This is a genomic window from Neisseria canis (assembly GCF_900636765.1).
Taxonomy (GTDB): Bacteria; Pseudomonadota; Gammaproteobacteria; order Burkholderiales; family Neisseriaceae; genus Neisseria; species Neisseria canis.
The window spans coordinates 410,660-435,911 of sequence record NZ_LR134313.1 but is presented as its reverse complement, the minus strand read 5'-3'; the positions used below and the strand labels follow the sequence as shown (position 1 = coordinate 435,911).

Here is a 25,252-nt window from a genome sequence, read left to right as displayed (position 1 = left end):
GCATGTGATTGTAATGCAATATGACGCCTGTCTGAAAAACTTTTTCAGACAGGCATGTTTTTCTGTTCGTTGCCCCAGCGGCACATCATGTCCAATACGGGCATCAGCGACTGCCCTTTTTCAGACAGGCCGTATTCTACTTTAGGCGGCACTTGCGGATATTCGGTACGGATAACCAAGCCGTCGTTTTCCAACTCTTTCAAAGTGCTGGAAAGGGTTTTGAAAGAAATGCTGCCGACGCAGCGCTTTAGCTCGTTAAAACGCATAACCGGCGGGTTTTTATGCAACCAATACATAATCAGCATTTTGTATTTGCCGCCAATCAGCGACAAAGTGTAACCGAATCCGGTGTCGGCCAAATCTGTAACCAACGGATTACAAGGTGTTTTAATCATTTACACTCTCCTTTGGGTAAGTACCTAACCTAAACGTGCGTACTTGTTAAACCTGTAAGCCGATTATATGCTGATACGCATGATTCGCAACAGGATAGAAAAATGAACCTCACCCACCCTTTGATTCAAACCGTGAAAAAACTGATAGATGCCGGCTGCCACTACCGCTTGGACGAGTTGGCGCAATATTACACATCTGATTTACGCATCATTATCGTGCAGCCTAACGGAGAAACGGCACAGTTCGATTACGAACAGAATATGGCATTTTTCCGCAGGCGTTTGGAGGAAGGCTCGGCAGCGCTCAGCACCGAAGCCCGGTTTGATTACGTCGGCGAACAAGGTAATACGGGCTATGTGATTGTTACCCGAAATGTAGACTTGGGAGCGGGCGGGCAAACCATCGTTTTTTCTTTGATGCTCAGGCAAGAAGCAGGCCGTTGGCAGGTTTTTCGGGAACATGCCGTAGTGATGGCTTAATTTGAAGAATGCTTGTCTGAAAAGAATATCTATGAGTAAGAGAATATAATATGAAAAAAACTTTAATTATTGTGGCCCATCCGGACATTGAGCATTCAACTGTCAACTCACGTTGGATTAGGGAGCTGGAAAAATACCCGGAAACATTTACGATACACGAACTTTACCGGAGTTATCCCGATCGTTGCATTGACAAATTATTCGAACAAGAGTTGGTCGAATGCCATGAGAATCTTGTCTTGCAGTTTCCCGTTTATTGGTTCAACAGCCCGCCGTTATTGAAGCAGTGGCTTGATGAGGTATTGACTTATGGTTGGGCATATGGCGTTCACGGCAATAAATTGCGCGATAAAAAAATAGGATTGGCGGTTTCGACGGGTATTTCTGCCCAAGATTATTCGCAGCAAGGGAGTTGGGGTATAACGCTGCCGGAAATATTGTCCCCTTTTGAGTTAACGGCCAAATATATAAAAGCCGCTTATCAAGCACCTTTTGTCTTTTACGGCATCGACAGCCATGCGGCTTACGATGATGAAGCTTTGCGCAAAATTGATCGTAGTGCTCAAAATTATATTGAATATTTGCAGCAAATATTCAGATGATTTAAATACCCGACAGAGCTAAACCATGTGCATGGCAGCAAAACATCGGTATATGCAGGCTTGCTTCGGGTATGGGATATACTATACAAATGTTGGAATCCATTTAAGCATCAGCCAACAAAATCCCCCCATAAAGTCTGCATAGCCGCGATGGCTGCCAGCGCAGCGGTTTCCGTGCGCAGCACGCGTTTACCCAGTAAGACCGATTGGAACCCTGCTTCAAAAGCGAGAGCTTCTTCTTCGGTCGTCCAACCGCCTTCGGGGCCTACCATAAACACGATTTTGTCAGGCTGTGTTGCCACCTCTTTGAGGCTTCTCGCCCGATTCAGTCCAAGCAAAAGTTTCACATCGCTTTCAGGCAGGCATTGCAGCATTTCCTTCAAACCGACCAGCGGCGATACTTCCGGCACGATATTGCGCCCGCTTTGTTCGCAGGCGGAAACCACGATTTCCTGCCAGCGGGCCACCCGTTTTTCCGCACGTTCGCCGTCCAATTTGACAATACTGCGCGCGCTTAATACGGGAATAATCCGTTTCACGCCCAATTCCACGCTTTTTTGCAGGGTGAAATCCATGCGTTCGCCGCTGGATACGGCCTGTATCAATGTAATGTCCAGCGGGGATTCGTTATCGGCTGCTTCTTCATGCATAACCAAAGCCTGCACGGATCGTTTCGACAACGTCTGTAACACGGCGGGATAGCTTTTTCCGTTGCCGTTAAACAAAACAATTTCTTCGCCTTCCCGCAAACGCAGCACATTCACATGGCGCACCACGCCGGAGGGAAGCTCAAGTGTTTTGCCGGGGGAGAGTTCGGCTTCAAGATAAAAACGAGGCATGTTTTTATAGAAAAAATGGGTTAATATAAGCCCGCAATTATACCCAAACCGGAAATTTTAAGGACAAACCGTGTTAAACCGACTGCAAACATTGGTGCGCGAAGTGGCGCGTGCCGAAGTGATGCCACATTTTCTCAACACCAGCGTGAGCCGCAAGGAAGACGGCAGCTTGTTTTCAGAGGCCGATCTCGCTTCGCAGGCGGCCTTTGCCTACGGTTTGCCCGATATTATCGACTGCCCGATGTTAGGCGAAGAAATGACCGAATCGCAGCAGCGCCGCTTATGGGAAAACTCGGATACCGGTTTGTGGGTGGTTGATCCGATTGACGGCTCCAATAATTTTATCAACGGCATTCCCCATTTTGCTTTATCCGCAGCCTATATCGAAAACGGGCGCGCGCAATTGGGGGTGGTATATAACCCTGCAAACGATGAATGCTTTTATGCCGAACGGGGCAAAGGCGCTTTCCTCAACGGCCGCCCCTTACCGTTGCGCAGGTCGGCTAAAAAGCTCAAACACGCGATAGCGGGCGTGGAAATCAAATATCTGCGTTCGGGCAAGCTTTCCAGCCGCATCAATACGCTTTCTCCGTTTGGCAGCATCAGGAGCTTGGGCAGCAGCACTTTGGATTGGTGCTATCTGGCTGCCGGCCGTTATGACGTTTATGTGCACGGCGGACAAAAATTGTGGGACTACGCGGCAGGTGCGCTGATTTTTGAAGAAGCGGGTGGTTTGCTGGCTACGCTGGAAGGCGATGATTTTTGGAGCGGGCAACATGTGTTTAAACGTTCGGTTATCGCCGCGACCGAACCGGAATTGTTTGCAACATGGCTGAGATGGATCAGGGAAAACCAATAGACCGCGTTATAGGATTCACTAAATAATACATTTATTTAATATAATTATTGCAATACTTAACTTTAATTAAAATTAACATAGTTATAATCTCAAACGTCTCACAAAGGTTGTTCATCTCCCTGCAACCCAAGTAAGTACGACATTTTCCCGTATATGTATTGGCCATTCACGCTTCCCTGCATGAATGGTTTTTTTTGTCTGCAACAATCAATGCCTGTCTGAAAAAAGCACCCGGCCGCAGCAGGCAGGGTGCTTTTTTCAGACAGGCATTAAGCAACTTCAATAATGACCTTCATGGCTTTTTCTTCAGCCGCATGTTTGAACACATCATAGGCTTTTTCCATTTCGGCGAATTTGAAATGGTGTGTTGCCATTTTGGCCAGCGGCAGCTTGCCCGATTCGCAAGATTTCAGCAGCATGCCGGTGGTGTTGGCATTAACCAGGCCGGTTGTGATGGTCAGGTTTTTAATCCACAGTTTTTCCAGCTCGAAGTTAACGGATTTGCCGTGCACGCCTACGTTGGCGATATGGCCGCCGGCTTTGACGACTTTCTGGCAAATATCCCAAGTGGGTTCGATGCCCACGGCTTCCATTGCACAGTCGACGCCTTTGCCGCCGGTAATTTCCAATACTTTGGCAACCGCATCTTCTTTAGAGGAGTTGATGGTGTGGGTTGCGCCCATTTCTTTGGCCATAGTCAAGCGGTTGTCATCCATATCGATGGCGATAATGGTGGCCGGAGAATAGAATTGGGCCGTCAGCAGGCAGCCCATGCCGATGGGGCCGGTGCCGACAATCGCCACGGAGTCACCCGGTTTTACATTGCCGTATTGCACGCCGATTTCGTGCGAAGTCGGCAATACGTCCGACAGGAATACGGCTACGTCGGTGTTCAGGCTGTCGGGCAGGTGGTATAGCGAGTTGTCGGCAAACGGTGTGCGCACAAATTCGGCCTGCGTGCCGTCAATCATATAGCCCATAATCCAGCCGCCGTCTTTTTCGCAGTGTGCATAAAGCTGTTTCTGGCAGTTTTCGCAGGAGCCGCAGCGGCTTACGCAAGACACAATCACTTTATCGCCTTTTTTGAAGTTTTTGACGGCAGAGCCGACTTCTTCAACAATGCCGATGCCTTCGTGCCCGAGAATGCGGCCTTTCCATTCGCCGGTTTTTTGGCGCGCCACCGCTTCGATTTCCGGATTTTTGCCTTTCCATATGCCTAAATCGGTGCCGCAAATCGTGGTTTTGGTAATGCGGATTACGGCATCGGTCGGCTCGATAATGGTCGGAACCGGCCGCTCTTCAAAGCGGATATCGTTTTCGCCGTAATAAACCATTGCTTTCATTGTGTTGCTCATAATTGCCTCCGATACTTGGTTATTGAAACGAAACTGTTAAAGCATCCGTCCGGAATCGGCCTTATGCCGGCTATCATTACGAACGGCACATATTTTCAATTTGCTGTGTGCCGAATATATCGGGATGCTTTGAGTTTGATTTCATTATAAGCACCATTTCCAATCTGCTGCAAATAATCCTGGAAAATATCTTTTTAAAAAACATAATGTTATGTTATAACAAAGTGGTTGGGTTGAGGATTGGCCAACACGGCTTGCGTACTGATGAATGAAGCTTTTTCAGACAGGCATTGAAGAATAGTAATTGAACATGCTGCAGCCGTTGTCTGATTCCAACCATATGGCAACGGTTATAAAATCCTTGCACAATCAAGATTACAATGCGCTTACTTTCCGGCCGGGCGTTTTATAAAATGCGGTATCAAGCCGTAAAACGGCAGATTTTTGTAAATTAAAGGGATTCAAGATGACCCAACATGTTCTCCTCCTTCACGGCATCCATATGCATGCATGGGCCATGCTGCCATTGGCGCGTTTGCTGAAAAATCAAGGTGTCGATGCAAGCGTGTTCGGCTATTACAGCGTATTTCAAAACTTTGATGCGCATTGTAAGGCATTGGCCAAGCAGGTAAGGGCGCATTATGCGAAAACCGATGAGCCTCTGCATTTTGTGGGGCATAGCTTGGGCGGCTTGGTGCTGCGCCGTTTTGCCGTCGAATACCCTGATTTGGTTCGCGGCAGGGTGGTTACGCTGGGCACGCCGCATCAAGGAAGCTCGATTGCACACAAACTTCACCGGCTTGCGCCCTTTACATTGGGCAAGGCTTATGAAGAGGCATTGGATGGCTCGGCACCCAAAATAACCGAGGGCGCGCAATGGGGCAGCATTGCGGGCAGCCATTCTTTGGGGTTGGGGAAAGTGTTTGAACTTAAGGGCACCAATGACGGAACCGTTTTGCTGGAAGAAACCAAAACCGAAAACTTGTCCGACCATATCGTATTGCCGGTATCGCACACGGGCATGTTGGCTGATAAAGCGGTGGCGCAACAGATTGCCTATTTTTTAAATCACGGCTGCTTTCAGCATGGTTGTGAGTGAGCAAGTTCAGGCTGGTTGAAGTGATGCCTGTCTGAAAAATTTCAGACAGGCATTCAGCATCAAATGCTCAGTGATTAACGCACCACACCGCAAGCCATACGGCCGCCTCCGCCGCCCAGTTTGGCAGGCGTATCGCTGTAATTGTCGCCGCCTTCGTGAATCATCAGCGAGCGGCCTTTCAGCGTTTTGATGTCTTTGATGCGCGGAGCCACCACAGGCTGAACATGGCCTTTGGCATCCACTGCCAGCGCAGGCAGGTCGCCTAAGTGGCCGCTGTCATCCCACGGGCCTTTGTGTGCGCCGGTTTTTTTAGGGTCCCAGTGTCCGCCGGCGGCCAAGCCCGCCACTTTCTTGCCGTCTTTCTCGCCCGGCGCGCAGCTGGGTTTTTCATGAACGTGGAAGCCGTAAATACCGGGGTTCAAACCTTCCAGCTTGGGTGTAAACACGGCGCCGTGTTTGCTTTGGGTGATGCGGATTTCACCAATCGGCTTGTCGCCTTTTTCCACGTCCAGCAAAGATACCGGAACCACGATTTCACTTTGCGCAAACGCGGCAAACGGCGCAGCGCACAAAAATAAAGCGGTAATGATTTTTTTCATAATAAATATCCTATCTCTGAGTTTGCCCAAACGGGCTCGGCTTTATAACAGATAAATCCGATTTTTTCAAAGCAGGCGGCACATTTGCCTGATGGTTAATCAGACCTGAGGGCGGAACCAAAGTTTCGTTACCGGCTCCGCCCATGCCTGTCTGAAAACACAATACTCTCACGCCTGCTTTCAGACAGGCATGGCATAGAGTATGATACGCACCCGTCTGTTTCTTAAATATTTCCAGCACCATGAAAGCACGCTTTATCACGCTCGACGGCATCGACGGCGCGGGCAAGTCCACCAATCTGGCAGTAATCAAAAACTGGTTTGAAGCCCGCCGGCTGCCCGTTTTGTTTACCCGCGAACCGGGCGGCACGCCGGTTGGCGAAGCTTTGCGCGAAATTCTGCTCAACCCGGCCACCCGAGCCGGATTGCGGACTGAAACGCTGATGATGTTTGCCGCCCGCTGCCAGCATATCGAAGACGTGATTCTGCCCGCTTTGCAAAAAGGCATTCACGTTGTGTCCGACCGCTTCACCGACGCCACGTTTGCCTATCAGGGCGGTGGGCGTGGCGTGCCGCAGGCCGACATCGAAACGCTGGAAAACTGGGTACAGGGCAGCCTGCGCCCCGATTTAACCATTCTGCTTGACGTGCCGCTCGAAGTGTCCATGAGCCGCTTGGCCGAAACGCGCGAAAAAGACCGCTTCGAACAGGAAGCAGCCGATTTCTTTACCCGCGTGCGCCAATCTTATCTGCAACGTGCCGCCGCTGCGCCGCACCGCTACGCCGTTATCGACAGCAACCGCGCCCGCAGCGAAGTGCAGGCCGATATCGAAGCAACGCTAGCCGGCCATTTCAGTTAACATAATGCCTGTCTGAAACAGGAAGCCCGCCCATGATTTACCCTTGGCACACCGCCGCTTGGCAGCAAATCGCCGAACATTGGCACACCCGCCCCAACGCTTGGCTGTTCAACGGCAAAGAAAATACCGGCAAAACCGCATTTGCCCGCCATTTGGCGCAAGCGCTGTTGTGCGAATCGCCTGCCGAGTCGCACGAGCCTTGCGGCAGCTGCCCTTCCTGCCACCTGTTCAGCCAAAACAGCCATCCCGATTTTTACGAACTGACGCCCGAAATCCCCGAAGGCGAAGCCGTGGGCCGCAAACTGCTGCAAATCAAAATCGACGCAGTGCGCGAACTGATTTCCCAAGTGCAGCTCACATCCGTGCGCGGCGGGTTGCGCGTTGTATTGATTCATCCCGCCGAAAGCATGAACCTGCAAGCGGCCAACGGGCTTTTAAAAATCCTCGAAGAGCCGCCTGCCGATGTCGTGTTTCTGCTAATCAGCCACAACCGCGACAAGCTCCTGCCCACCATCAAAAGCCGCTGCCGCCAAATGGTTTTGCCGGCGCCAAACCGCGAAGAGGCGCTCGCCTATCTAAACCGCACCGAAACCGTAAATGCCGCCGCTTTACTGGCATTTCACAGCGGCGCACCGTTGTTCCCGCACGATGCGGAGCAAGACGAAATGCGCGAAGAATTATGCACCCTGCTTGCCAGCCCAAGGCTTTTGGCCATACTCGATTACGCCGCCGCATTCGACAAAAAAAAATGGCCGCTGGCCGTGTTTACCGACTGGCTGCAAAAATGGCTGCTGGATATCGGTTTGGCACAACAAAAAATCGCACCGCTCTACTTTCCCGATTACGCAGCAGAACTGGCCGACATCGCCCAAACAACCAATCCCGCCACACTATTCAGGCTCACCGACACTTTAAACCGCATCAGCCCTTACGGCCACCACACCTTGAGTGTTAAAATGCAGCTTGAATTTTTACTGACCGAGTATCTTTCATTCAGACAAAACAAATAATTACCAAGGAAAACCTTATGAATCTTACCAATTTACCCGGCAAAATGATGTCTTTGCAGCTTAAAGACAAAGCCATGCTGTATAACAGCTACATGCCGTTTTTAGAATTCGGCGGTGTATTCGTGCCCTCCGAAGACGCCTTCAAGCTGGGCGACGAAGTGCTGCTTGCCATCGAGCTGGGCGAAGACGGCGACAAAAAATTCCTGCGCACCCAAGTCGCATGGATCAACCCTGCCCGCACTTCGGCCAACCGCCCCAAAGGTATCGGCCTGGCATTCGATTCAGACGAAATCAGCATTGCCGTACGCAACAAAATCGAAAACATGCTGGGCAACGTATTGCGCAGCGAACGCCCCACTTACACCCTGTAAACCGCAGCGGGCCAATGCCCGCTTTTATGTTTTCAGACAGGCATTAGCCCGACCGACATCCGGTGAAACACCATGGCTAAAAAGTTTCCCATCCACCCAAAAAACCCCGAACGGATTTGCTGGGGCTGCGACAAATACTGCAAAGGCAGCGATTTACAGTGCGGCAACGGCTGCGAACGCATACAGCACCCGATGGAGCTCGACGGCGCCGACTGGTATAAAAACGGCGACTGGAGCAACCTGCTGAGCGAAGCGCAGCAAATCGAGCTGGGGCTGAAGTCCGCCTCCGAAACCAAACCTAAAAAACCGCATATCAAATTACCGCTCACCTCAAAAAAAACCACCTGAAACACACCATGCAACTGATCGACTCACATTGCCACCTCAATTTCGAAGGACTGGCCGACCGTCTGCCCGAAGTATTGGCCAATATGGCCGACAACCAAGTCAAGCAAGCACTCGCCATCGGCGTCAGCAAAAAAAGCTTTGCCGAAATCTTAGCCATAGCCGAGCAGCACCCGCAGATTTACGCCACCGTCGGCATCCACCCCGATGATCCCGATACCGAAGAATTCACCCTCGCCGAATTGCTCGAACACGCCCGCCACCCCAAAGTGGTCGGCATAGGCGAAACCGGCTTGGATTACCATTGGTGCAAAGGCGATTTAGCCTGGCAGCACCGGCGGTTTGCCGAACACATCGAAGCAGCCAACCAAAGCCGCCTGCCGCTGATTGTGCATACCCGAGATGCCGCAGACGACACCATGTCCATGCTCAAAACCCATCAAGCGCATGCCGGCGTGATCCATTGCTTTACCGAAGACGTGCGCGTTGCCAAACTCGCGCTGGATTTGGGTTTTTACATTTCATTCTCCGGTATCGTCACATTCAAAAACGCGCCGCTGATTCAAGAAGCCGCCCGCTACACGCCGCTAGACCGCATTTTGGTCGAAACCGACGCCCCGTTCCTCGCCCCCGTGCCCAAACGCGGCAAACCCAACGAACCGGCTTACGTCCGCCACACCGCCGAATTTCTGGCACAGCTGCGCGGCGACACATTGGAAAACATCGCCACAGCAACCACGGCCAATTTTTACCGCTTGTTCGATAAAGTTCCCAAATTCAATGAAGCACAGATGCTAATCTAGATTAACCTTATTGCTGTGGTTATTCTTTAGGGGCTGAAGTAGATTAGCAGTCATGATAGGTTGCCAAAATGAAGAAACTCACTGTAAGTTAAAGAAGATTCTGTAAAGAAAACTGCTTGAATATGGGGCCGAATCTACTTCAGCACTTAATTTTTTAGCTGGGGGTTGACACGGTTATGGTTAAGGAATATAGTTACATTCTTCAGACGCGGGGTGGAGCAGCATGGTAGCTCGTCGGGCTCATAACCCGAAGGTCGTAGGTTCGAATCCTGCCCCCGCAACCAGATTTCAAAAAGCCCTGCAAACCGCAGGGCTTTTTCTTTGGCGCTTGAAGTGCCGTTTGGTGGGTATTAAATTTGATTTAAGTCAAATAAGTTTTATCTTCTTGCAAAGTTTTAGTTATGGCGGTAATTGTCGCGTAAAATGCTTACATATTCAGCAAGCTGTGCTGTGTCTTACATCTTAAAAAATATCTGATGCAGATATAATGATAACCAATTAAATATTGATATCCGTAGTTTCCCGCGGTACGATATTATTATTCCGACTAACAACCAAATAAGAATATTATGCCCAGCGCGATTATTGTAGAAGATGAAATTTTGGCAGCAGAGCGTTTGCGTGTGTTGCTTGAGGAATGTCAGGTCGTATTACTGAAAACATTCCATCATGCCCAACCCGCTTTGGAATGGTTGAGCGTGCATGAGGTGGATATTGTTTTTGCCGATATCGGTTTGCCTGAAATGGACGGCTTGGAGTTTGCCGAACGGATTAAGCGCATTGCGAAAAAGCAACCCAGTGTGATTTTTACCACGGCTTATGAAGAGCATGCTTTGCGTGCCTTTGAATTGGCGGTGGCGGATTATCTGCTCAAACCGATCAAGCTCAGCCGCCTGCAAACGGCTTTGGCGCGTGTGAGTGAGAAGGAAGAAGAAGAGGGTGGCGGCTTTACCCATTTCAAAGTGTTCAGCCGCGACCGCATGGTGGAAATTCCGTGGCAGCAGGCGCGTTATTTGTTGGCCGAACACAAAACGGTGTTTTTGTTTACGGGCGACGGTAAAAGCTATGATTTGCCGAAAACGCTGGTGCATTGGGAAGAGGTGTTGGGCGACAAGGTTATCCGCGTGCACCGCAATGCGCTGGTGTTCCGCCACACGCTCGACTGCCTGATCCGTTTGGATGATGACGATGATGAAGGCAATGCAAGCTGGGGTGCGCAGGTTTTGGATATTCCCGATCCGCTGCCCATCAGCCGCCGCCAGCTTTCTGCGATACGCCGTATTCTGCGCGATAACGGCTGATTGGTAGGTTTGCAATGGAATGCCTGTCTGAAAGTGTTTTCAGACAGGCATTTTGTTTGAAATTGCGATGAATGATTGTGGATTAAAGGGTACAATAACAAGCTGTTGTGTGCGATTATGCCTGCGCTTATGAATATCAGAAGTTTTTATACACGCCTGTGGGACATTGCCCCGTTTTTTATCCGCCGCTATTTGAAAAAGCGGGGGCAGAAGAATGCTGCTTATTTGGCGCATTGGGGCGAGCGTTTCGGCGAACCTTATATTAAGCCGCTCAAAGGCGCGGTGTGGGTGCATGCCGTGTCGGTGGGGGAAACCAGGGCGGCGGAGCCGCTTTTGCAGGTTTTGCGCAAGCATTTTCCCGATTTGCCGATTTTGATGACGCAGATGACGCCCACCGGCCGCGAGACCGCACAGAAATTGCTGCCGGATGCGCAGTGCCGTTATCTGCCTTACGACAAACCGGCCTATATCCGGCAGTTTTTGAAAGAACACAAGCCGTGTTTCGGCATTTTGATGGAAACCGAAATCTGGCCGAATCTGATGCATGAGTGTGCCAAAGCCAATGTGCCTTTGTTTTTGGCAAACGCACGCCTGTCTGAAAAATCACAGCGCGGTTATTTGAAAATCCGCTCGCTGGTTGAACCTGCCATGCAGACGCTCAGCGGTTGTTATGCGCAAACGGCGGCCGATGCAGAGCGGCTGCATTTAATCGGTGCATCCAATGTGCATGTGTGCGGCAATTCAAAATACGATATTGCGCCGCCGCCTTCGGCCAGGCAAACGGCGGCGGCCTTTAAGGCGCGTATCGGGGAGCGGCCGGTCGTGGTGTGCGGCAGCACGCGTGTTTATAAAGAGCAGAACGAAGCGGAAATGCTGCTCAAGGCATGGCAAAATTATCATGGTGATGCGCTTTTGGTGTTGGTGCCGCGCCATCCCGAGCGGTTTGACGAAGTGTATGAAACCGCGCGCTCATTGGGGTTTAAAACGCAAAAACGCAGCGACGGGCAGCCGGTGGCGCCGGATACGCAGGTGTGGGTGGGCGACAGTATGGGTGAGATGTTTGCTTATTATCTGTGCGCCGACGTAGCATTTGTGGGCGGTAGCTTGGTGGATGCGGGCTGCCAGAATATTATCGAACCGATTGCCTGCAAAGTGCCCACTTTATTCGGCGCCTCTATTTATAATTTTGCCGACACCTGCAAAGGTGCGGAAGCGGCGGGCGCGGCCAAACAGGTGTTCAGCGCGCAGGAGTGGTATGCCGTGGTCAGCCGCTGGCTGCTGAATGAGGAAGAGCGCAAGAGCTATGCCGATGCGGCCGAGGCTTTTGTGGGCAGACACAAAGGCGCCAGCAGCAAAATGGCAGACTTGATTGCCGAATCGGTGAGGCGGCAAATCAGATAGTGAATTGATAGAACGGGATAATGTATGCCTGTCTGAAAAATTTGAATCCGCATGAAGGGTTCGGTTGTGTGGCTCAATGTTTCAGACAGGCATTTTGAGTGCTTATTATTTATGAGGTTTATGGTTAAAACGCCGCCGGTAAACGCCAAAGTGATTGCCACGTTACCGGTTTTTTTGAGCGTGTGCGTGGCCGCGCTGGCGATACGTTATTTCAATCTGAGTATGGAGGCGATTCCGCTGATACTCGGCGTGATTGCGGGCGGGCTGGTGGATTTGGACAACCGGCTCACGGGCCGCATCAAAAATATTTTCATCACGCTTTTGGCCTTTACCGTGTCCACCCTGTCCACTCAGCTTTCCGTGGGCAAACCGTGGGCGCTGGTGCCGGTGATGACGCTTTTGGCGTTTTCGTTCACCTTTATCGGCGCGGCGGGCGTGCGCTACCGCACGATTGCGTTCGGCACGCTGGCGGTGTCGGTTTATACCTTGCTCACCTACGAGCCGGAGCAGCCGCTTTACATTAATTCGCTGATGATTTTGATCGGCACGCTGCTGTATAGCGGCATTACGCTGCTCTGCCATTTGGTGTTCCCCCACCGCCCCGTGCAGGAAAATATGGCTGCCGCGTATTCTGCGCTGGCGGATTATCTGGACGGCAAAGCCGATTTTTTCGACCCCGACGAAGTGTGGCAGATCGAGCAGAAGCAAATCCGGCTGGCGATGAAAAACAGCCGTGTGATTCAAACGTTTAACCAATGCCGCAGCGCATTGTTTTACCGGATGCGCGGCCAGCACCGCCATCCGCGCACCAGCCGGATGCTGCGTTATTATTTTGCCGCGCAGGATATTCACGAGCGTGCCAGCTCCAGCCATGTTCAGTATCAGGAAATGGCCGAAAAGCTGAAAAACAGCGATTTGATTTTCCGCTTTCAGCGTTTGCTCGAATTGCAGGCGCAGGCGTGCCGCGATGTGGCCGCCGCCCTGCGCGACAACACGGCGTATGTGTATGACGAACGCTTGGCGCGTTCTGCGAAAGGCTTGGCGCAATCGCTGCAATATTACGCGGCAAACCATGCGGAAAGCGAAGTACACCCGTTGCAAAGGCTGGCGGCCAACCTCAACGGCGTGAACCTCCAGCTCGGCAATCTGGAAAACAATCCCGAGCAGGAGCAAAGCGGCGACGCCACCCGCATAGCGCACCACGAAGCCAGCGGTTTGCGCAATATTCTGAAAGCCTTGTCCGGCCAGTTTAATTTGGAATCGGCCACGTTCCGCCATGCCGTGCGCATGGCGCTGATTACGCTGGTGTGTTGCACTTTGGTGGAAATCACCCATTTTCACTTGGGCTATTGGGTGTTGCTGACTGCCGTGTTTGTGTGCCAGCCCAACTATTCGGCCACGCAAAAGCGGCTCAAGCAGCGCATTATCGGCACGCTGGCGGGCGTGTTGATAGGTTCCGTGCTGCCTTATTTCACACCTTCGCTGGAAACCAAACTGATTGTGGTGGTGGTATCGACCACGCTGTTTTATTTCTTCCGCACCAATAAATACAGCTATTCCACCTTTTTCATCACCATACAGGCGCTTACCAGCTTTTCGATTGCCGGCTTCGATACGGTGAGCGCGATTCCCTGGCGGATGGTCGATACCGTTATCGGCTCAATGCTGGCCTGGGCCGCCGTGTCTTACCTCTGGCCGGACTGGCACTATTTGGCTTTGAACAAAACCGGCGTGCAGGCGGTGAACGGGAATGCCGGCTATCTGAAAAGCATTTTGGAGCAGCTGAAAAACGGCGGCGGCGACCATGTACTCTACCGCAGCGCCCGCCGCAACGCGCACGAGCGCGCGGCCGCTTTGTCGAGCACTTTGTCGGATATGTCGGGCGAGCCGGAAAAATACGGCGATTGTTTGCAGCAAGGTTTCAGCCTGTTGAAAATCAACTATTCGCTGATCGGCTATATTTCCGCGCTGGGGGCTTACCGCAACCAAATCCATAAAAACGAAACCGACCAGGCTTTTCTCGGCGTTTTTTTCGAAGCAGCAGACATGCTGGCCGATACGCTGGAGCGCATCAGCGATTTGCAGCCGGAGGATTTTGCCGCGCGCATGGCGGCCATCCGCAGCCGGCTGGATGTTTTGCACAATATCGAATACCACGACGAACAAAGCAATGTTTTGTGGCAGCAGCTTGTAATGATTACCAACTTGCTCGAACCTTGTTATCGGGCCTTAAGCCGGGTTGAAGAAGAATTTTCCGAGCAGGCCGCTGCGTGAACACAATGCCTGTCTGAAAAGCTTTCCTGTTTTCAGACAGGCATCGTTATGGCCCGCCCCGCGTTAGGCCGCATATCCTTATAAGCGCCACCGGCATCATCTTTCAGACAGGCATTGCCATACACCGAAATAACTAGGCACTAAATACAAGGCAGCATCAACAATCTTTGCAAACCAGCTTAGAATCAAACATATAACCGACCAACAGCCGGCAGAGCCGATGTTGCCTCTTTCCGCCACAGCCAACCCACCAAGCGAGCATGCCATGTTAACCGACGCATTCGGCCGCACCGTAGATTACCTGCGCATATCCGTAACCGACCGTTGCGATTTGCGCTGCACCTACTGCCTGCCCAAAGGCTTCAAAGGTTTCGCCGTTCCCCAAGACTGGCTGACCATCGAAGAAATAGGCCGTGTAGCCGCCGCATTTGCCCGGCTGGGCACCAAGCGCTTCCGCTTAACCGGCGGCGAACCCTTGTTGCGCAAAGGTCTAACCGACTTGGTGGCCGGGATTAACCGCCAAAGCGGGGTGGAAGATATTTCGCTCACCACCAACGGCACACAGCTTCACAAACACGCGCACGCGCTGCGCCAAGCCGGCGTGCGCCGCCTCAATATCAGCCTCGACAGCCTGCGCCGCGACTGCGTGCAAAGCATCACCGGCACCGATTGCCTGCCGCAAGTGCTCGAAGGCATCAAAGCCGTCAAAGCAGAAGGCTTCGAGCGCATCAAAATCAACATGGTGCCGCTGCAAGGCATCAACGACCGCGATTTGGACGACATGGTCGCGTTCTGCATCGAACACGGTTTCATCCTCAACCTGATTGAAGCCATGCCCATGGGCGAAACCGGGCAGGCGCAGGCCAAAGTGAGCCTCCAGCCCGTGTTGGCCGATTTGCAGCGGCGGTTTGATTTAGTACCGTTCGAAGGCAAAATCGGCGGCGGCCCGGCCCGTTATTGGCAAAGCCGCAGCGGCGGTTTCACCCTCGGCCTGATTACCCCGATGAGCCAGCATTTCTGCGCCACCTGTAACCGCGTGCGCCTTTCTGCCACCGGCAATATCCATTTGTGCCTGGGGCAGGAAGACAAAGTAGCCCTGCGTCCGATGTTGCGCGAAGGCTGCACCGATGCCGAATTGGAGCAAACCATACGCGATGCGGTGATGAAAAAGCCGGAGAAACATGAGTTTGTAGAAAACCCGAAAAAAATCATCCGCGTGATGGCACTGACCGGCGGCTAGAGCTTCCATGATTAAACACATGCCTGTCTGAAAAACCGGTTTTCAGACAGGCATGTGTTTATCGTTAATCCACTTACATAATAACAATACCGTCATACTTTTAAGTTGATTCACTATATGGGGGTGATCTGGTTTTGCATGGAATGCACCCCGGCGTATTGTGTACCAACCCGATGGCCGCGCCACCATGAAGCTCAAGCTTAAAATAAAGCAAAACCAAAAATTCCTTATTCCGCCAAGCAGTTGGCATTGCAATGCCTGTCTGAATCTTTTTCAGACAGGCATACACCATTTGCAATCATTTGCATGTCAATATGAATTATTTTAATATAGGCCTCCGTTTATGCCTGTCTGAAAAGCTATGGAATCCATTATCGAATTGCGCCACCTCAAAACCCTGCTGGCTTTGGAAGAAACCGGCAGCGTGTCTCTGGCGGCCAAGCGCGTGTTTTTAACGCAGTCGGCGCTGTCGCACCAAATCAGGGCGCTGGAAAATTATTATGAAACGCCGCTGTTCGAGCGCAAGTCCAGCCCGCTGCGCTTCACGCCGGCGGGCGAACGGCTGCTGAAACTGGCGCGCGACCTGCTGCCGCAAGTGGCCGCGGCAGAGCGCGATATGGCGCAGATTATCGAAGGCGAAGCGGGCGAATTGCGGCTGGCGGTGGAATGCCATACCTGTTTCGACTGGCTGATGCCCGCGATGGGCGTGTTCCGCCCCTTGTGGCCGCAGGTGGAATTGGATATCGTGTCGGGTTTTCAGGCCGATCCGGTGGGGCTTTTGCTCACGCACCGCGCCGATTTGGCCATTGTTTCGGAAGCCGTGCCGCAAACCGGCATTGCCTACCGGCCTTTGTTTGCCTACGAAATGGTGGGCATTTGTGCGCCCGACCATCCTTTGGCGGAGAAAGAAGTGTGGGAAGCGCAAGATTGGGCGGACGAAACCTTGATTACTTATCCCGTGCCCGACGATATGCTGGATTTACTGCGCAAAGTGCTGCTGCCCGAAGGCATCAACCCGCCGCGCCGCCACAGCGAACTCACGATTGCCATTGTGCAATTGGTGGCAAGCCGCCGCGGGATTGCCGCGCTGCCTTATTGGACGGTGATGCCGTATCTGGAAAAAGGCTATGTGATTTCGCGCAAAATCACCCGAAAAGGCCTGCAAAGCGAGCTTTATGCCGCCATCCGTGCGGAAGACGCGGGCAAAAGCTATTTGGAAAACTTCTGCCGGATTGTGCGCGATAAAGGCTTTGCCGACCTGCCGGGGCTCAGCGTGCTGGAAATGGCCGAATGGCCGGAGCAATCCGCTTCATGAGGCTGTGGCATCAGGATTTGATTGAAAAGCTGCCCCGCGCCCAATTGCTGGGGCAGCACAGGGAATGCGCGGCTTTGCGCGGCGGCGGCTGGGGCAAGCCGCATGCCACGGTGAATTATGTGTTTGCGCATTCCCCTTATTTGCTGTTTCTCTATCACGAATTGGTGATGCGGGAAATGCTACGGCGAGGGTACCGGCCCGACGGGCGCTGGTTCGATCCGCTGTATCGGGGCAAAACCGAAGCGGCTTATGCCGAACTGGTGCCGGTGCCGCCGCAAACGCCGCTGTATCCCGAGCACGACGATGCCTATATGGCGGAATGTTTGGATAATTTGCGCGGCAAAAACATTATTTTGGAATGAGGTTGTTTGACATGAAAACAGAATCGCCCGACCTTCGGCACAAAGGGGGCGCAATGGTGGCCGTATTGGGCGGCGGGCTGGTAGGCCGCTTAACGGCTTGGCAGCTGATGCAGCATGGCATTAAGGCGGATGTGTTCGACAAAGGTTCGCGCGAAGGCAGCGATGCCGCCGCGTTTGTGGCGGCCGCCATGCTGGCGCCTTCGGCGGAATCGGTGGAAGCCACGCCTTTGGTGGTGGCGTTGGGCAGGCAGAGCATTCCCTTGTGGCGCGATATTTTAAGCCGTTTGGATAAACCCGTGTTTATGCAGCAAAACGGCAGCCTGATTGTGTGGCACCCGCAGGATAAGCCGCTGGCGGTTCAGTTTGAGCAGCATTTGCACCGCGCCGCAGGCGATGTGGCGCAGCATTGGCAGCGTGCAGACATTGCCGCACACGAGCCGCAGCTTGCCCCGCGTTTTCAGACAGGCATTTATCTGCCCGAAGAAGGGCAGCTCGACGGGCGGCAGGTATTGCTGGCTTTGGCCGACTCGCTGGAGCAGCAGCTTGCCTGCCATTGGCACACGGAAACCGATGTGGAAACCTTGCGGCAAAGCTACCAATGGGTAATCGACTGCCGCGGTTTCGGCGCGCAAAGCGTGTGGAACCGTGCTGCCGCGCCTTCGCCCAGCAGGCTGCGCGGCATCCGCGGCGAAGTAGCGCGGGTGTATGCGCCGGAAATTTCGCTCAACCGCCCCGTGCGGCTGCTGCATCCGCGTTATCCGCTTTATATCGCGCCGAAAGAGCAGCATGTGTTTGTGATCGGTGCCACCCAAATTGAAAGCGAAAGCCGTGCGCCGGTGAGCGTGCGCTCGGGTTTGGAATTGTTGTCGGCGCTGTATGCCGTGCATCCGGCGTTTGGCGAGGCGCAGGTGTTGGAAATAGCGGTAGGCTTGCGGCCGACTTTAAACCACCATAATCCCGAAATCCGTTTCAGCCGCGAAATGCGCGTGATGGAAGTGAACGGCTTGTTCCGCCACGGTTTTATGATTGCGCCGGCGGTAACCAGAGCGGCGGTGCGGCTGGCTTTGGCTTTGATGGACGGGCAGCAGCCCTTGCCGCAGGATGCCGAAACTGCGTTGCCTTGTATTGAAATGCCCGGTCAAGCCGCCATGTATAGCGAATCAACTTAAGAGTATGACAGTATCGTTATTATGTAAGCGGATTGCTATATGCTTAAGCGGTTGGTAAGGGTCTGACGGGAAACCGTTTCAGACAGGCATTCTGATTTCATCCGGAGCAGTGTGCTCCATTAATCCCGAGAGGTGGTTATGAAGATTATTTTAAACGGCGACGCCGTTGAATTGGGCGGGCAGACGGTGGCCGATTTAATCGCACAAACCGAGCCGGCCAAGCCGTTTGCTGTGGCGGTGAACACAGGCTTTGTGCCGAAAGGCCGTTATGCCGAAACGGTGTTGAACGAAGGCGACAAAGTCGATATCGTCAAACCCGTAGTGGGCGGCTGATGCCTGTCTGAAAAGGAATGGAGATGAAAGGAAGCTGCTTGTGCGGCGTGGTGAAATTAAGCGCGGACATTGTTATTGTATGTCCGTCGGAAAAGAGAACCTAAAATGAATACGATAACCGAACACACATCACCCAAAGGCAGCCTGCTGCTGCGCAACCTCGCCATGCCGGCCGACACCAATCCCAACGGCGATATTTTCGGCGGCTGGATTATGTCGCAGATGGACATCGGCGGCGGCATTTTGGCAGCCGAAATCGCACAAGGGCGCGTCGTTACCGTGGCGGTGGAAAAAATGGCGTTTATCCGGCCCGTGAGCGTGGGCGACGTGGTCTGCTGCTACGGCTATTGCGTGCGGGTAGGCAACACTTCGCTGCAAATCAAAATCGAAGTGTGGATTAAAAAGCCCATGCATGACAATGCAGACAATGCCCGTAAGCTGGTAACCGAAGCCGTGTTTACCTATGTGGCGATCGACGCCGAAGGCAACCCGCGCCCGGTGCCCAGAGAAAACAACCCCGATTTGGAAAAAGCATTAATCAACGGATAAACCGTTTTCAGACAGGCGTATAGCCAACTAACTGAAAAAGAGTACGTTCGTCATGCTCGGGTCAAGCCCGAGTATGACGGTATCGTTATTATGTAAGCGGATCGGCCATAGCCCCGAAAGAATGTTCATGAACCCATTTACCCTATACGATCAAACCTTCCCTTCACGCCTGCTGCTCGGCACCGCAGCCTATCCCACCACCGAAATGCTGCGCCAATCGGTGGCCGTTGCCAAGCCCGCCATGATTACCGTGTCGCTGCGCCGCGCCGGTTCGGGCGGCGAAACCCACGGGCAGAGCTTTTGGGCGCTGCTTCAGGAAATGAACATCCCCATCCTGCCGAACACCGCCGGCTGCCAAAGCGTTCAAGAAGCCGTAACCACAGCCCAAATGGCGCGCGAAGTGTTTGAAACCGATTGGATCAAGCTCGAACTGATCGGCGACGACGACACGCTCCAGCCCGATGTGTTCCAGCTTGTCGAAGCCGCGAAAATCCTGATTGACGACGGCTTTAAAGTGCTGCCGTATTGCACGGAAGATCTGATTGCCTGCCGCCGCCTGTTGGATGCGGGCTGTCAAGCGCTGATGCCGTGGGCGGCGCCGATCGGCACCGGCTTGGGCGTGGTGCACGAATATGCGTTGAAAGTTTTGCGCGAACGCCTGCCTGAAACCCCGCTGATTATCGATGCCGGCTTAGGCCTGCCTTCGCAGGCGGCACAAGTAATGGAATGGGGCTACGACGGCGTATTGCTCAACACCGCCGTATCCCGCTCCGGCAGCCCCACCGATATGGCGCACGCCTTTGCGCTGGCGGTGGAAGCGGGGCGCTTGGCATACGGAGCCGAACCCGTGCAGCCGCGCGAACAGGCACAAGCCAGCACGCCTACTGTGGGGCAGCCGTTTTGGCATTCCGCGGAGTATTGAAGAAGGCAAAATGCCTGTCTGAAATGTTTTCAGACAGGCATTTTTGTTATAGCAAAGCAGCTTGTTAAAGAATACCCCGCAAAGCGGTGTCCAAATATCACGGTATCCTTACCGTTACATGGCAGAGGCAGAAAATATCCATTTAAACTGCCGCCTGCAAGCATCCGGAGAGCGGGAAAGTAAGTTTCTGAAAAATATTTTCATGCACGTATAAAAATCATAGCGTATCTTCTTTGCACACTTTAAAATAACAGGTTTTAAAAATCGAACCACAGGGCTTGCGCAACAGCGCAAATGCCTGTCTGAAAAGTGCAGATTGGAAATACGGATATGATGAAAAACAGAGTGAAAAACATCCATTTTGTCGGCATCGGCGGCTCGGGAATGTGCGGCATTGCCGAAGTGCTGCATAACCTCGGTTTTACCGTTTCCGGCTCCGATCAGGCGCAAAGTGCCGTAACCCGCCATTTGGCAGGCTTGGGCATTCAGGTTTATCCCGGCCACACGGCAGAGCATGTAAACGGAGCAGATGTGGTGGTTACTTCCACCGCGGTTAAGCGGGAAAACCCCGAAGTGGTGGAAGCGCTGGCGCAGAAAATTCCCGTGATTCCGCGCGCCCTGATGCTGGCCGAGCTGATGCGCTTCCGCGAAGGCATCGCCGTTGCCGGCACACACGGCAAAACCACCACCACCAGCCTCACGGCTTCTATTTTGGCCGCAGCGGGTTTGGATCCCACATTCGTAATCGGCGGCAAGTTAACCGCCGCAGGTACCAATGCCCAACTGGGGCACGGCCAGTATATCGTGGCCGAAGCAGACGAATCCGACGCTTCTTTCCTGCATCTGACACCGGTGATGTCGGTGGTAACCAATATCGACACCGACCACATGGAAACCTACGGCCACAGCGTTGAAAAGCTGCATCAGGCGTTTGTGGATTTTATCCACCGCATGCCTTTCTACGGTAAAGCGTTTTTGTGTGTCGACAGCGAGCATGTGCGCGCCATCATCCCGAAAGTCAGCAAACCTTTTGCCACCTACGGCTTGGACGAATCAGCCGATATTTATGCAACCGATATGCGCGCAGAAGGCGCCCAAATGCACTTTACCGTGCACGCGCCGAAAAGCGGTGTCGAGCCGTTTGACGTTGTTTTGAACATGCCCGGCCGCCACAATGTGTTGAACGCGTTGGCTGCCATCGGCGTGGCGCTCGAATGCGGTGCGGGTGTGGATGCCATTCGGAAAGGGTTGTCGGGTTTTGCCGGAGTAGGGCGCCGCTTCCAAAGCTACGGCGAAATTGCCTTGCCGCAAGGCGGCAAAGCTTTGGTGGTTGACGATTACGGCCACCATCCGGTTGAAATGGCGGCCACACTGGCAGCGGCGCGCGGCGCTTATCCCGATAAACGTTTGGTGTTGGCGTTCCAACCGCACCGCTATACCCGTACCCGTGATTTGTTTGAAGATTTTGTCGGCGTATTAACCACGGTAGACAGTTTGGTACTGACCGAAGTGTACGCGGCGGGCGAGGAGCCGATTGTTGCAGCCGACAGCCGCGCATTGGCCCGCGCCATCCGCGTGCTGGGTAAGGTGGAACCGATGTATTGCGAAGATGTGAACCAACTGCCGCAAACCCTGCTGAACGTGCTGCAAGACGGCGATGTGGTGTTGACTATGGGTGCGGGCAGCATCAACAAAACCGCGCAGGCTTTGGTGGATGCTTGCAAATAGGAACGGCAATGCCTGTCTGAAAAAAGCCCGACGGGTTTCAGACAGGCATTCAGAGTATAGAAATTAAAGGATGATACATGCAGGATTTCGGTAAAGTAGCCGTGTTGATGGGCGGTTTTTCCAGTGAGCGCGACGTTTCGTTGAGCAGTGGCAGAGCGATTGTGGCGGCTTTGAAAAGCAAAGGCATCGACGCCCATGCGTTTGACCCGAAAGAAACGCCGCTGGGCGAATTGAAAACTCAGCAGTTCGATGTTGCCTTTAATATTCTGCATGGCACCTGCGGCGAAGACGGCGTGGTGCAGGGCGCCCTCGAAATGCTCGGCATTCCTTACACCGGTTGCGGCGTTTTGGCTTCGGCCATCGGTATGGACAAATACCGCTGCAAACTGCTTTGGAAAGCATTGGATTTGCCGGTGCCGGATTATGCCGTTTTGACGGATGAAACCGATTTTGATGCGGTTGAGCGCAAACTCGGTCTGCCGCTTTTTGCCAAGCCTGCCGCAGAGGGCAGTAGCGTCGGCGTGATTAAAGTGAAAGAAGCCGGCAGCCTCAAAGCCGCTTATGAATCCATCAAGCACATGCACGGCGTAATTTTGGCGGAAAAATTTATCGGCGGCGGCGAATACGCCTGCTCCGTACTCAACGGCAAAGCCCTTCCCAGCATACGGATTATTCCGAAAAACGAGTTTTACGACAAGGAAGCCAAATACGAGCGGGACGATACGGTTTACCTTTGTCCGTCTGACTTAAGCGAAGCGGAAGAAAAACAGATGGGTGAACTGGCCATCCGCGCATTCGAGGCGATAGGCGGCGAAGGCAACGGACGCGTCGATTTCTTGAAAGACGAACAAGGCAAACTCTATTTGCTTGAAGTGAACACCCTGCCGGGCATGACCGCTACCAGTTTGGTTCCGAAAGCGGCGGCACAGCAAGGCATACCGTTTGCCGATTTGTGCGTGGAAATACTAAAGAGCGCACATGTCGGATAAGCTAAAACCCTTTCGCCGTTTCAGAGGCTGGCTGATTCTGCTGGCTGTTGTGCTGTGTTTGGGCGTGATTATTGCATGGTTGTATAATTCCACCTATTTCCCGATTAAACAGGTTAAAATAGAAGGCAATTTGGCGCGTACAAACAGCACGGAATTGGAAAAAATTGCACAAGAATACATGCGCGGCAATATTTTCCAAGCAGATTTGAACGGTGCCCAAGTCGCATTTGAATCCATGCCCTGGATAGACACGGTTGTGGTCAGCCGGAAGTTGCCCGACACGGTCGAAATCCAGTTGGCGGAGCATCAGCCGGTTGCCCGTTGGAAAGACGGCAGGCTGGTCAGCAGCAGCGGAAAAATTTTCAAAGCGTCCAGCGATGAAGTCTTTCCCGTGTTTGAAGGCGAGCCGGGCACTGAAAAAAATATGGCTGAACATTACGAGCTGTTTCAACAGCAGCTTGTTCCGCTGAATTTGAAAATCCAGAAACTGATTTATACCCCCCGTTCCGCCTGGTCGGTAGAGCTGGACAACCATATTACCGTCCACCTAGGGCGCGAAAAAGAAAAAGAGCGCCTAACCCGGTTTGCCGAAGTGTGGCGCAGCATATTGAAACCGCAGCAAGCCGTATTGGATTATGTGGATATGCGCTATAAAGACGGCTTTGCCATACGCAAAAAAGCGGCAGAAAGCCCGGCCCCGGCGAACGAAAACCAACAAGAAGATTAACAAATCGAATTCATCGAATGGAATATTATGATTAACAAACAATACATCAGCGCATTGGATATCGGCACATCTAAAGTGATTGCTCTGATAGGCGAGATAGGAGACGACAACGAAATCCATATTGTCGGTTTGGGGCAGGCGCCTTCACGCGGCTTGAAAGCAGGCATGGTAACCAATATCGATGCAACCGCACAAGCCATCAAGCAGGCAATGGAAGAAGCCGAACGCATGGCCGACAGCAAGGTTGACAGCGTAACCACCGGTATTGCAGGCAATCATATCCGCAGCATGAATTCGCAAGGCGTAGTCAAAATCAAAGACGGAGAAGTAACCCAAGCCGACATCGACCGCGCAATTGAAACGGCTAAAGCCATCAATATTCCGCCTGATCATAATATTCTGCATACCGTAGTGCAGGAATACATCATTGACAACCAGCCGGGCGTTAAGGAGCCGATAGGCATGAGCGGCGTGCGGCTGGATACCCGTGTCCACATCATCACCGGAGCCATTACCGCTTTACAGAATATCCAAAAATGCGTGAACCGTTGCGGTTTGCACATGGAACAAATCATGCTCCAGCCTTTGGCGAGCGGGCAGGCGGTGTTGACTGAGGATGAAAAAGACTTGGGCGTGTGCGTGATTGATATCGGTGGCGGCACCACAGATATTGCCGTTTATACCAACGGCGCCATCCGCCATACTGCGGTTATTCCGGTAGCAGGCGATTTGATTACCAGCGATATTGCCCATGCATTGAGAACGCCTTATGTGCATGCCGAATACATCAAAATCCATCATGGATTGGCCATCGCCGATATGGATATGGAAGATGAAATGGTGGAAGTGCCCAGCGTGGGCGACCGGCCGATGCGCCAAGTTCCACGCAGCGTATTGGCTCAAGTGATAGGGCCGCGCGTAGAAGAAATTCTTGAGTTGACACTGAATGAATTAAGACGTTCGGGCTTTCCGGAAGAAGTGTTGAATTCAGGTGTGGTATTAACCGGTGGAGCATCTTTATTGCCCGGCATGATAGAGTTAACCGAAGAAATTTTCCAAGTGCCCGCCCGTATCGGCGTACCCCAAGATATGGCCGGCGTGTCAGAGCGCATCAGAAACCCGCGTTATGCCACGGCCATCGGTCTGCTGCAAGCGGCTCGCGGAGAGTTGGAAGGCAAGCATGTGAGCGGTGCGGTAGCGGTCGGTAACGGCAAAGAAAGTTTGTGGACGAAAATCAGAGATTGGTTAAGAAATAACTTTTAATTGAAAGTTGCGTGAAATCGTTATAACAATCGCTCAAGATGCCGAAAAGAACGCTTTTGCCA

Annotated in this window: 28 protein-coding genes and 1 tRNA gene; 24 read left to right on the top strand and 5 right to left on the bottom strand. The window is 52.7% G+C overall.

The window, feature by feature from the left end; all coding sequences use genetic code 11:
- Positions 1 to 44 precede the first annotated feature (44 nt).
- On the bottom strand, positions 45 to 395 hold the full coding sequence (locus EL143_RS02080) for a winged helix-turn-helix transcriptional regulator (protein ID WP_085415473.1): 351 nt from the start codon (positions 393 to 395) through the stop codon (positions 45 to 47).
- Between the two features lie 102 nt (positions 396 to 497).
- Between EL143_RS02080 and EL143_RS02075 the strand changes: the two genes are divergently transcribed.
- Positions 498 to 875 carry a nuclear transport factor 2 family protein gene (locus EL143_RS02075; protein WP_085415472.1) on the top strand — a complete coding sequence of 126 codons (378 nt, stop codon included), beginning with the start codon at positions 498 to 500 and terminating at the stop codon, positions 873 to 875.
- A 50-nt stretch (positions 876 to 925) separates the two neighbouring features.
- The gene (locus EL143_RS02070; RefSeq protein WP_085415471.1) at positions 926 to 1,477 is read left to right on the top strand and encodes an NAD(P)H-dependent oxidoreductase; all 552 of its coding nucleotides are present in this window, start codon (positions 926 to 928) and stop codon (positions 1,475 to 1,477) included.
- A gap of 110 nt (positions 1,478 to 1,587) precedes the next feature.
- Here the strand turns inward: EL143_RS02070 and EL143_RS02065 are convergent, their stop codons facing one another.
- A complete protein-coding gene (locus EL143_RS02065) occupies positions 1,588 to 2,316 on the bottom strand; it encodes a 16S rRNA (uracil(1498)-N(3))-methyltransferase (protein ID WP_085415470.1) in 729 nt (242 codons plus the stop codon).
- 70 nt (positions 2,317 to 2,386) lie between these two features.
- Here EL143_RS02065 and EL143_RS02060 point away from each other — a divergent pair, with 70 nt between their 5' ends.
- Positions 2,387 to 3,175, top strand: a complete 789-nt coding sequence (locus EL143_RS02060) for an inositol monophosphatase family protein (protein ID WP_085415469.1) — start codon at positions 2,387 to 2,389, stop codon at positions 3,173 to 3,175.
- Between the two features lie 269 nt (positions 3,176 to 3,444).
- Here EL143_RS02060 and EL143_RS02055 read toward each other — a convergent pair whose 3' ends face one another.
- Positions 3,445 to 4,518: a zinc-dependent alcohol dehydrogenase family protein gene (locus EL143_RS02055; RefSeq protein ID WP_197719629.1), complete on the bottom strand. Its 1,074-nt coding sequence runs from the start codon at positions 4,516 to 4,518 to the stop codon at positions 3,445 to 3,447.
- Between the two features lie 478 nt (positions 4,519 to 4,996).
- Here EL143_RS02055 and EL143_RS02050 point away from each other — a divergent pair, with 478 nt between their 5' ends.
- On the top strand, positions 4,997 to 5,629 hold the full coding sequence (locus EL143_RS02050; RefSeq protein ID WP_085415467.1) for an esterase/lipase family protein: 633 nt from the start codon (positions 4,997 to 4,999) through the stop codon (positions 5,627 to 5,629).
- A 74-nt stretch (positions 5,630 to 5,703) separates the two neighbouring features.
- Here EL143_RS02050 and sodC read toward each other — a convergent pair whose 3' ends face one another.
- Positions 5,704 to 6,228: a superoxide dismutase family protein gene (gene sodC, locus EL143_RS02045; RefSeq protein WP_085415466.1), complete on the bottom strand. Its 525-nt coding sequence runs from the start codon at positions 6,226 to 6,228 to the stop codon at positions 5,704 to 5,706.
- 10 nt (positions 6,229 to 6,238) lie between these two features.
- Entirely contained in the window at positions 6,239 to 6,472 is a 234-nt protein-coding gene (locus EL143_RS02040) for a hypothetical protein (RefSeq protein WP_085415465.1), read from the bottom strand.
- Here EL143_RS02040 and tmk point away from each other — a divergent pair.
- The 20 genes from tmk to ftsA all read left to right on the top strand — a co-directional run bounded on the left by tmk (position 6,471) and on the right by ftsA (position 25,190).
- Positions 6,471 to 7,088, top strand: a complete 618-nt coding sequence (gene tmk / locus EL143_RS02035; RefSeq protein WP_085415464.1) for a dTMP kinase — start codon at positions 6,471 to 6,473, stop codon at positions 7,086 to 7,088. The genes EL143_RS02040 and tmk overlap by 2 nt on opposite strands.
- A gap of 32 nt (positions 7,089 to 7,120) precedes the next feature.
- Entirely contained in the window at positions 7,121 to 8,098 is a 978-nt protein-coding gene (locus EL143_RS02030; protein ID WP_085415463.1) for a DNA polymerase III subunit delta', read from the top strand.
- Between the two features lie 17 nt (positions 8,099 to 8,115).
- Positions 8,116 to 8,469: a PilZ domain-containing protein gene (locus tag EL143_RS02025; protein WP_085415462.1), complete on the top strand. Its 354-nt coding sequence runs from the start codon at positions 8,116 to 8,118 to the stop codon at positions 8,467 to 8,469.
- Positions 8,470 to 8,541: 72 nt separating this feature from the next.
- The gene (locus EL143_RS02020) at positions 8,542 to 8,817 is read left to right on the top strand and encodes a DUF3079 domain-containing protein (protein WP_085415461.1); all 276 of its coding nucleotides are present in this window, start codon (positions 8,542 to 8,544) and stop codon (positions 8,815 to 8,817) included.
- A gap of 8 nt (positions 8,818 to 8,825) precedes the next feature.
- Positions 8,826 to 9,617 (top strand): TatD family hydrolase, encoded by a 792-nt coding sequence (locus tag EL143_RS02015; RefSeq protein ID WP_085415460.1) that lies wholly within the window; start codon positions 8,826 to 8,828, stop codon positions 9,615 to 9,617.
- A gap of 207 nt (positions 9,618 to 9,824) precedes the next feature.
- A tRNA-Met gene (locus EL143_RS02010) sits at positions 9,825 to 9,901 on the top strand.
- A 285-nt stretch (positions 9,902 to 10,186) separates the two neighbouring features.
- Positions 10,187 to 10,918, top strand: a complete 732-nt coding sequence (locus EL143_RS02005) for a LytR/AlgR family response regulator transcription factor (protein WP_085415459.1) — start codon at positions 10,187 to 10,189, stop codon at positions 10,916 to 10,918.
- Positions 10,919 to 11,047: 129 nt separating this feature from the next.
- Entirely contained in the window at positions 11,048 to 12,319 is a 1,272-nt protein-coding gene (gene waaA / locus EL143_RS02000) for a lipid IV(A) 3-deoxy-D-manno-octulosonic acid transferase (protein WP_085415517.1), read from the top strand.
- A 111-nt stretch (positions 12,320 to 12,430) separates the two neighbouring features.
- Positions 12,431 to 14,593: a YccS family putative transporter gene (gene yccS, locus EL143_RS01995; RefSeq protein ID WP_085415458.1), complete on the top strand. Its 2,163-nt coding sequence runs from the start codon at positions 12,431 to 12,433 to the stop codon at positions 14,591 to 14,593.
- 265 nt (positions 14,594 to 14,858) lie between these two features.
- Positions 14,859 to 15,833: a GTP 3',8-cyclase MoaA gene (gene moaA, locus EL143_RS01990; RefSeq protein ID WP_085415516.1), complete on the top strand. Its 975-nt coding sequence runs from the start codon at positions 14,859 to 14,861 to the stop codon at positions 15,831 to 15,833.
- A 361-nt stretch (positions 15,834 to 16,194) separates the two neighbouring features.
- Complete coding sequence (locus EL143_RS01985; protein ID WP_085415457.1) at positions 16,195 to 17,148, top strand: LysR family transcriptional regulator; 954 nt, start codon at positions 16,195 to 16,197, stop codon at positions 17,146 to 17,148.
- Entirely contained in the window at positions 17,145 to 17,510 is a 366-nt protein-coding gene (locus EL143_RS01980) for a TIGR02328 family protein (RefSeq protein ID WP_085415515.1), read from the top strand. Before EL143_RS01985 ends, EL143_RS01980 begins: the two co-directional genes overlap by 4 nt.
- Before the next feature lie 11 nt (positions 17,511 to 17,521).
- Positions 17,522 to 18,679 (top strand): FAD-dependent oxidoreductase, encoded by a 1,158-nt coding sequence (locus EL143_RS01975; RefSeq protein ID WP_372338550.1) that lies wholly within the window; start codon positions 17,522 to 17,524, stop codon positions 18,677 to 18,679.
- A gap of 138 nt (positions 18,680 to 18,817) precedes the next feature.
- On the top strand, positions 18,818 to 19,012 hold the full coding sequence (gene thiS / locus EL143_RS01970; RefSeq protein WP_085415456.1) for a sulfur carrier protein ThiS: 195 nt from the start codon (positions 18,818 to 18,820) through the stop codon (positions 19,010 to 19,012).
- 105 nt (positions 19,013 to 19,117) lie between these two features.
- Entirely contained in the window at positions 19,118 to 19,561 is a 444-nt protein-coding gene (gene yciA, locus EL143_RS01965) for an acyl-CoA thioester hydrolase YciA (protein ID WP_009115759.1), read from the top strand.
- A 127-nt stretch (positions 19,562 to 19,688) separates the two neighbouring features.
- The gene (locus EL143_RS01960; protein WP_085415455.1) at positions 19,689 to 20,483 is read left to right on the top strand and encodes a thiazole synthase; all 795 of its coding nucleotides are present in this window, start codon (positions 19,689 to 19,691) and stop codon (positions 20,481 to 20,483) included.
- Positions 20,484 to 20,813: 330 nt separating this feature from the next.
- Positions 20,814 to 22,211, top strand: a complete 1,398-nt coding sequence (gene murC, locus EL143_RS01955; protein ID WP_085415454.1) for a UDP-N-acetylmuramate--L-alanine ligase — start codon at positions 20,814 to 20,816, stop codon at positions 22,209 to 22,211.
- A 77-nt stretch (positions 22,212 to 22,288) separates the two neighbouring features.
- A complete protein-coding gene (locus EL143_RS01950; protein ID WP_085415453.1) occupies positions 22,289 to 23,200 on the top strand; it encodes a D-alanine--D-alanine ligase in 912 nt (303 codons plus the stop codon).
- Positions 23,190 to 23,927 (top strand): cell division protein FtsQ/DivIB, encoded by a 738-nt coding sequence (locus tag EL143_RS01945; protein ID WP_085415452.1) that lies wholly within the window; start codon positions 23,190 to 23,192, stop codon positions 23,925 to 23,927. The genes EL143_RS01950 and EL143_RS01945 overlap by 11 nt, the downstream gene beginning before the upstream one ends.
- Before the next feature lie 27 nt (positions 23,928 to 23,954).
- The gene (gene ftsA / locus EL143_RS01940) at positions 23,955 to 25,190 is read left to right on the top strand and encodes a cell division protein FtsA (protein WP_085415451.1); all 1,236 of its coding nucleotides are present in this window, start codon (positions 23,955 to 23,957) and stop codon (positions 25,188 to 25,190) included.
- Positions 25,191 to 25,252: the final 62 nt, after the last annotated feature.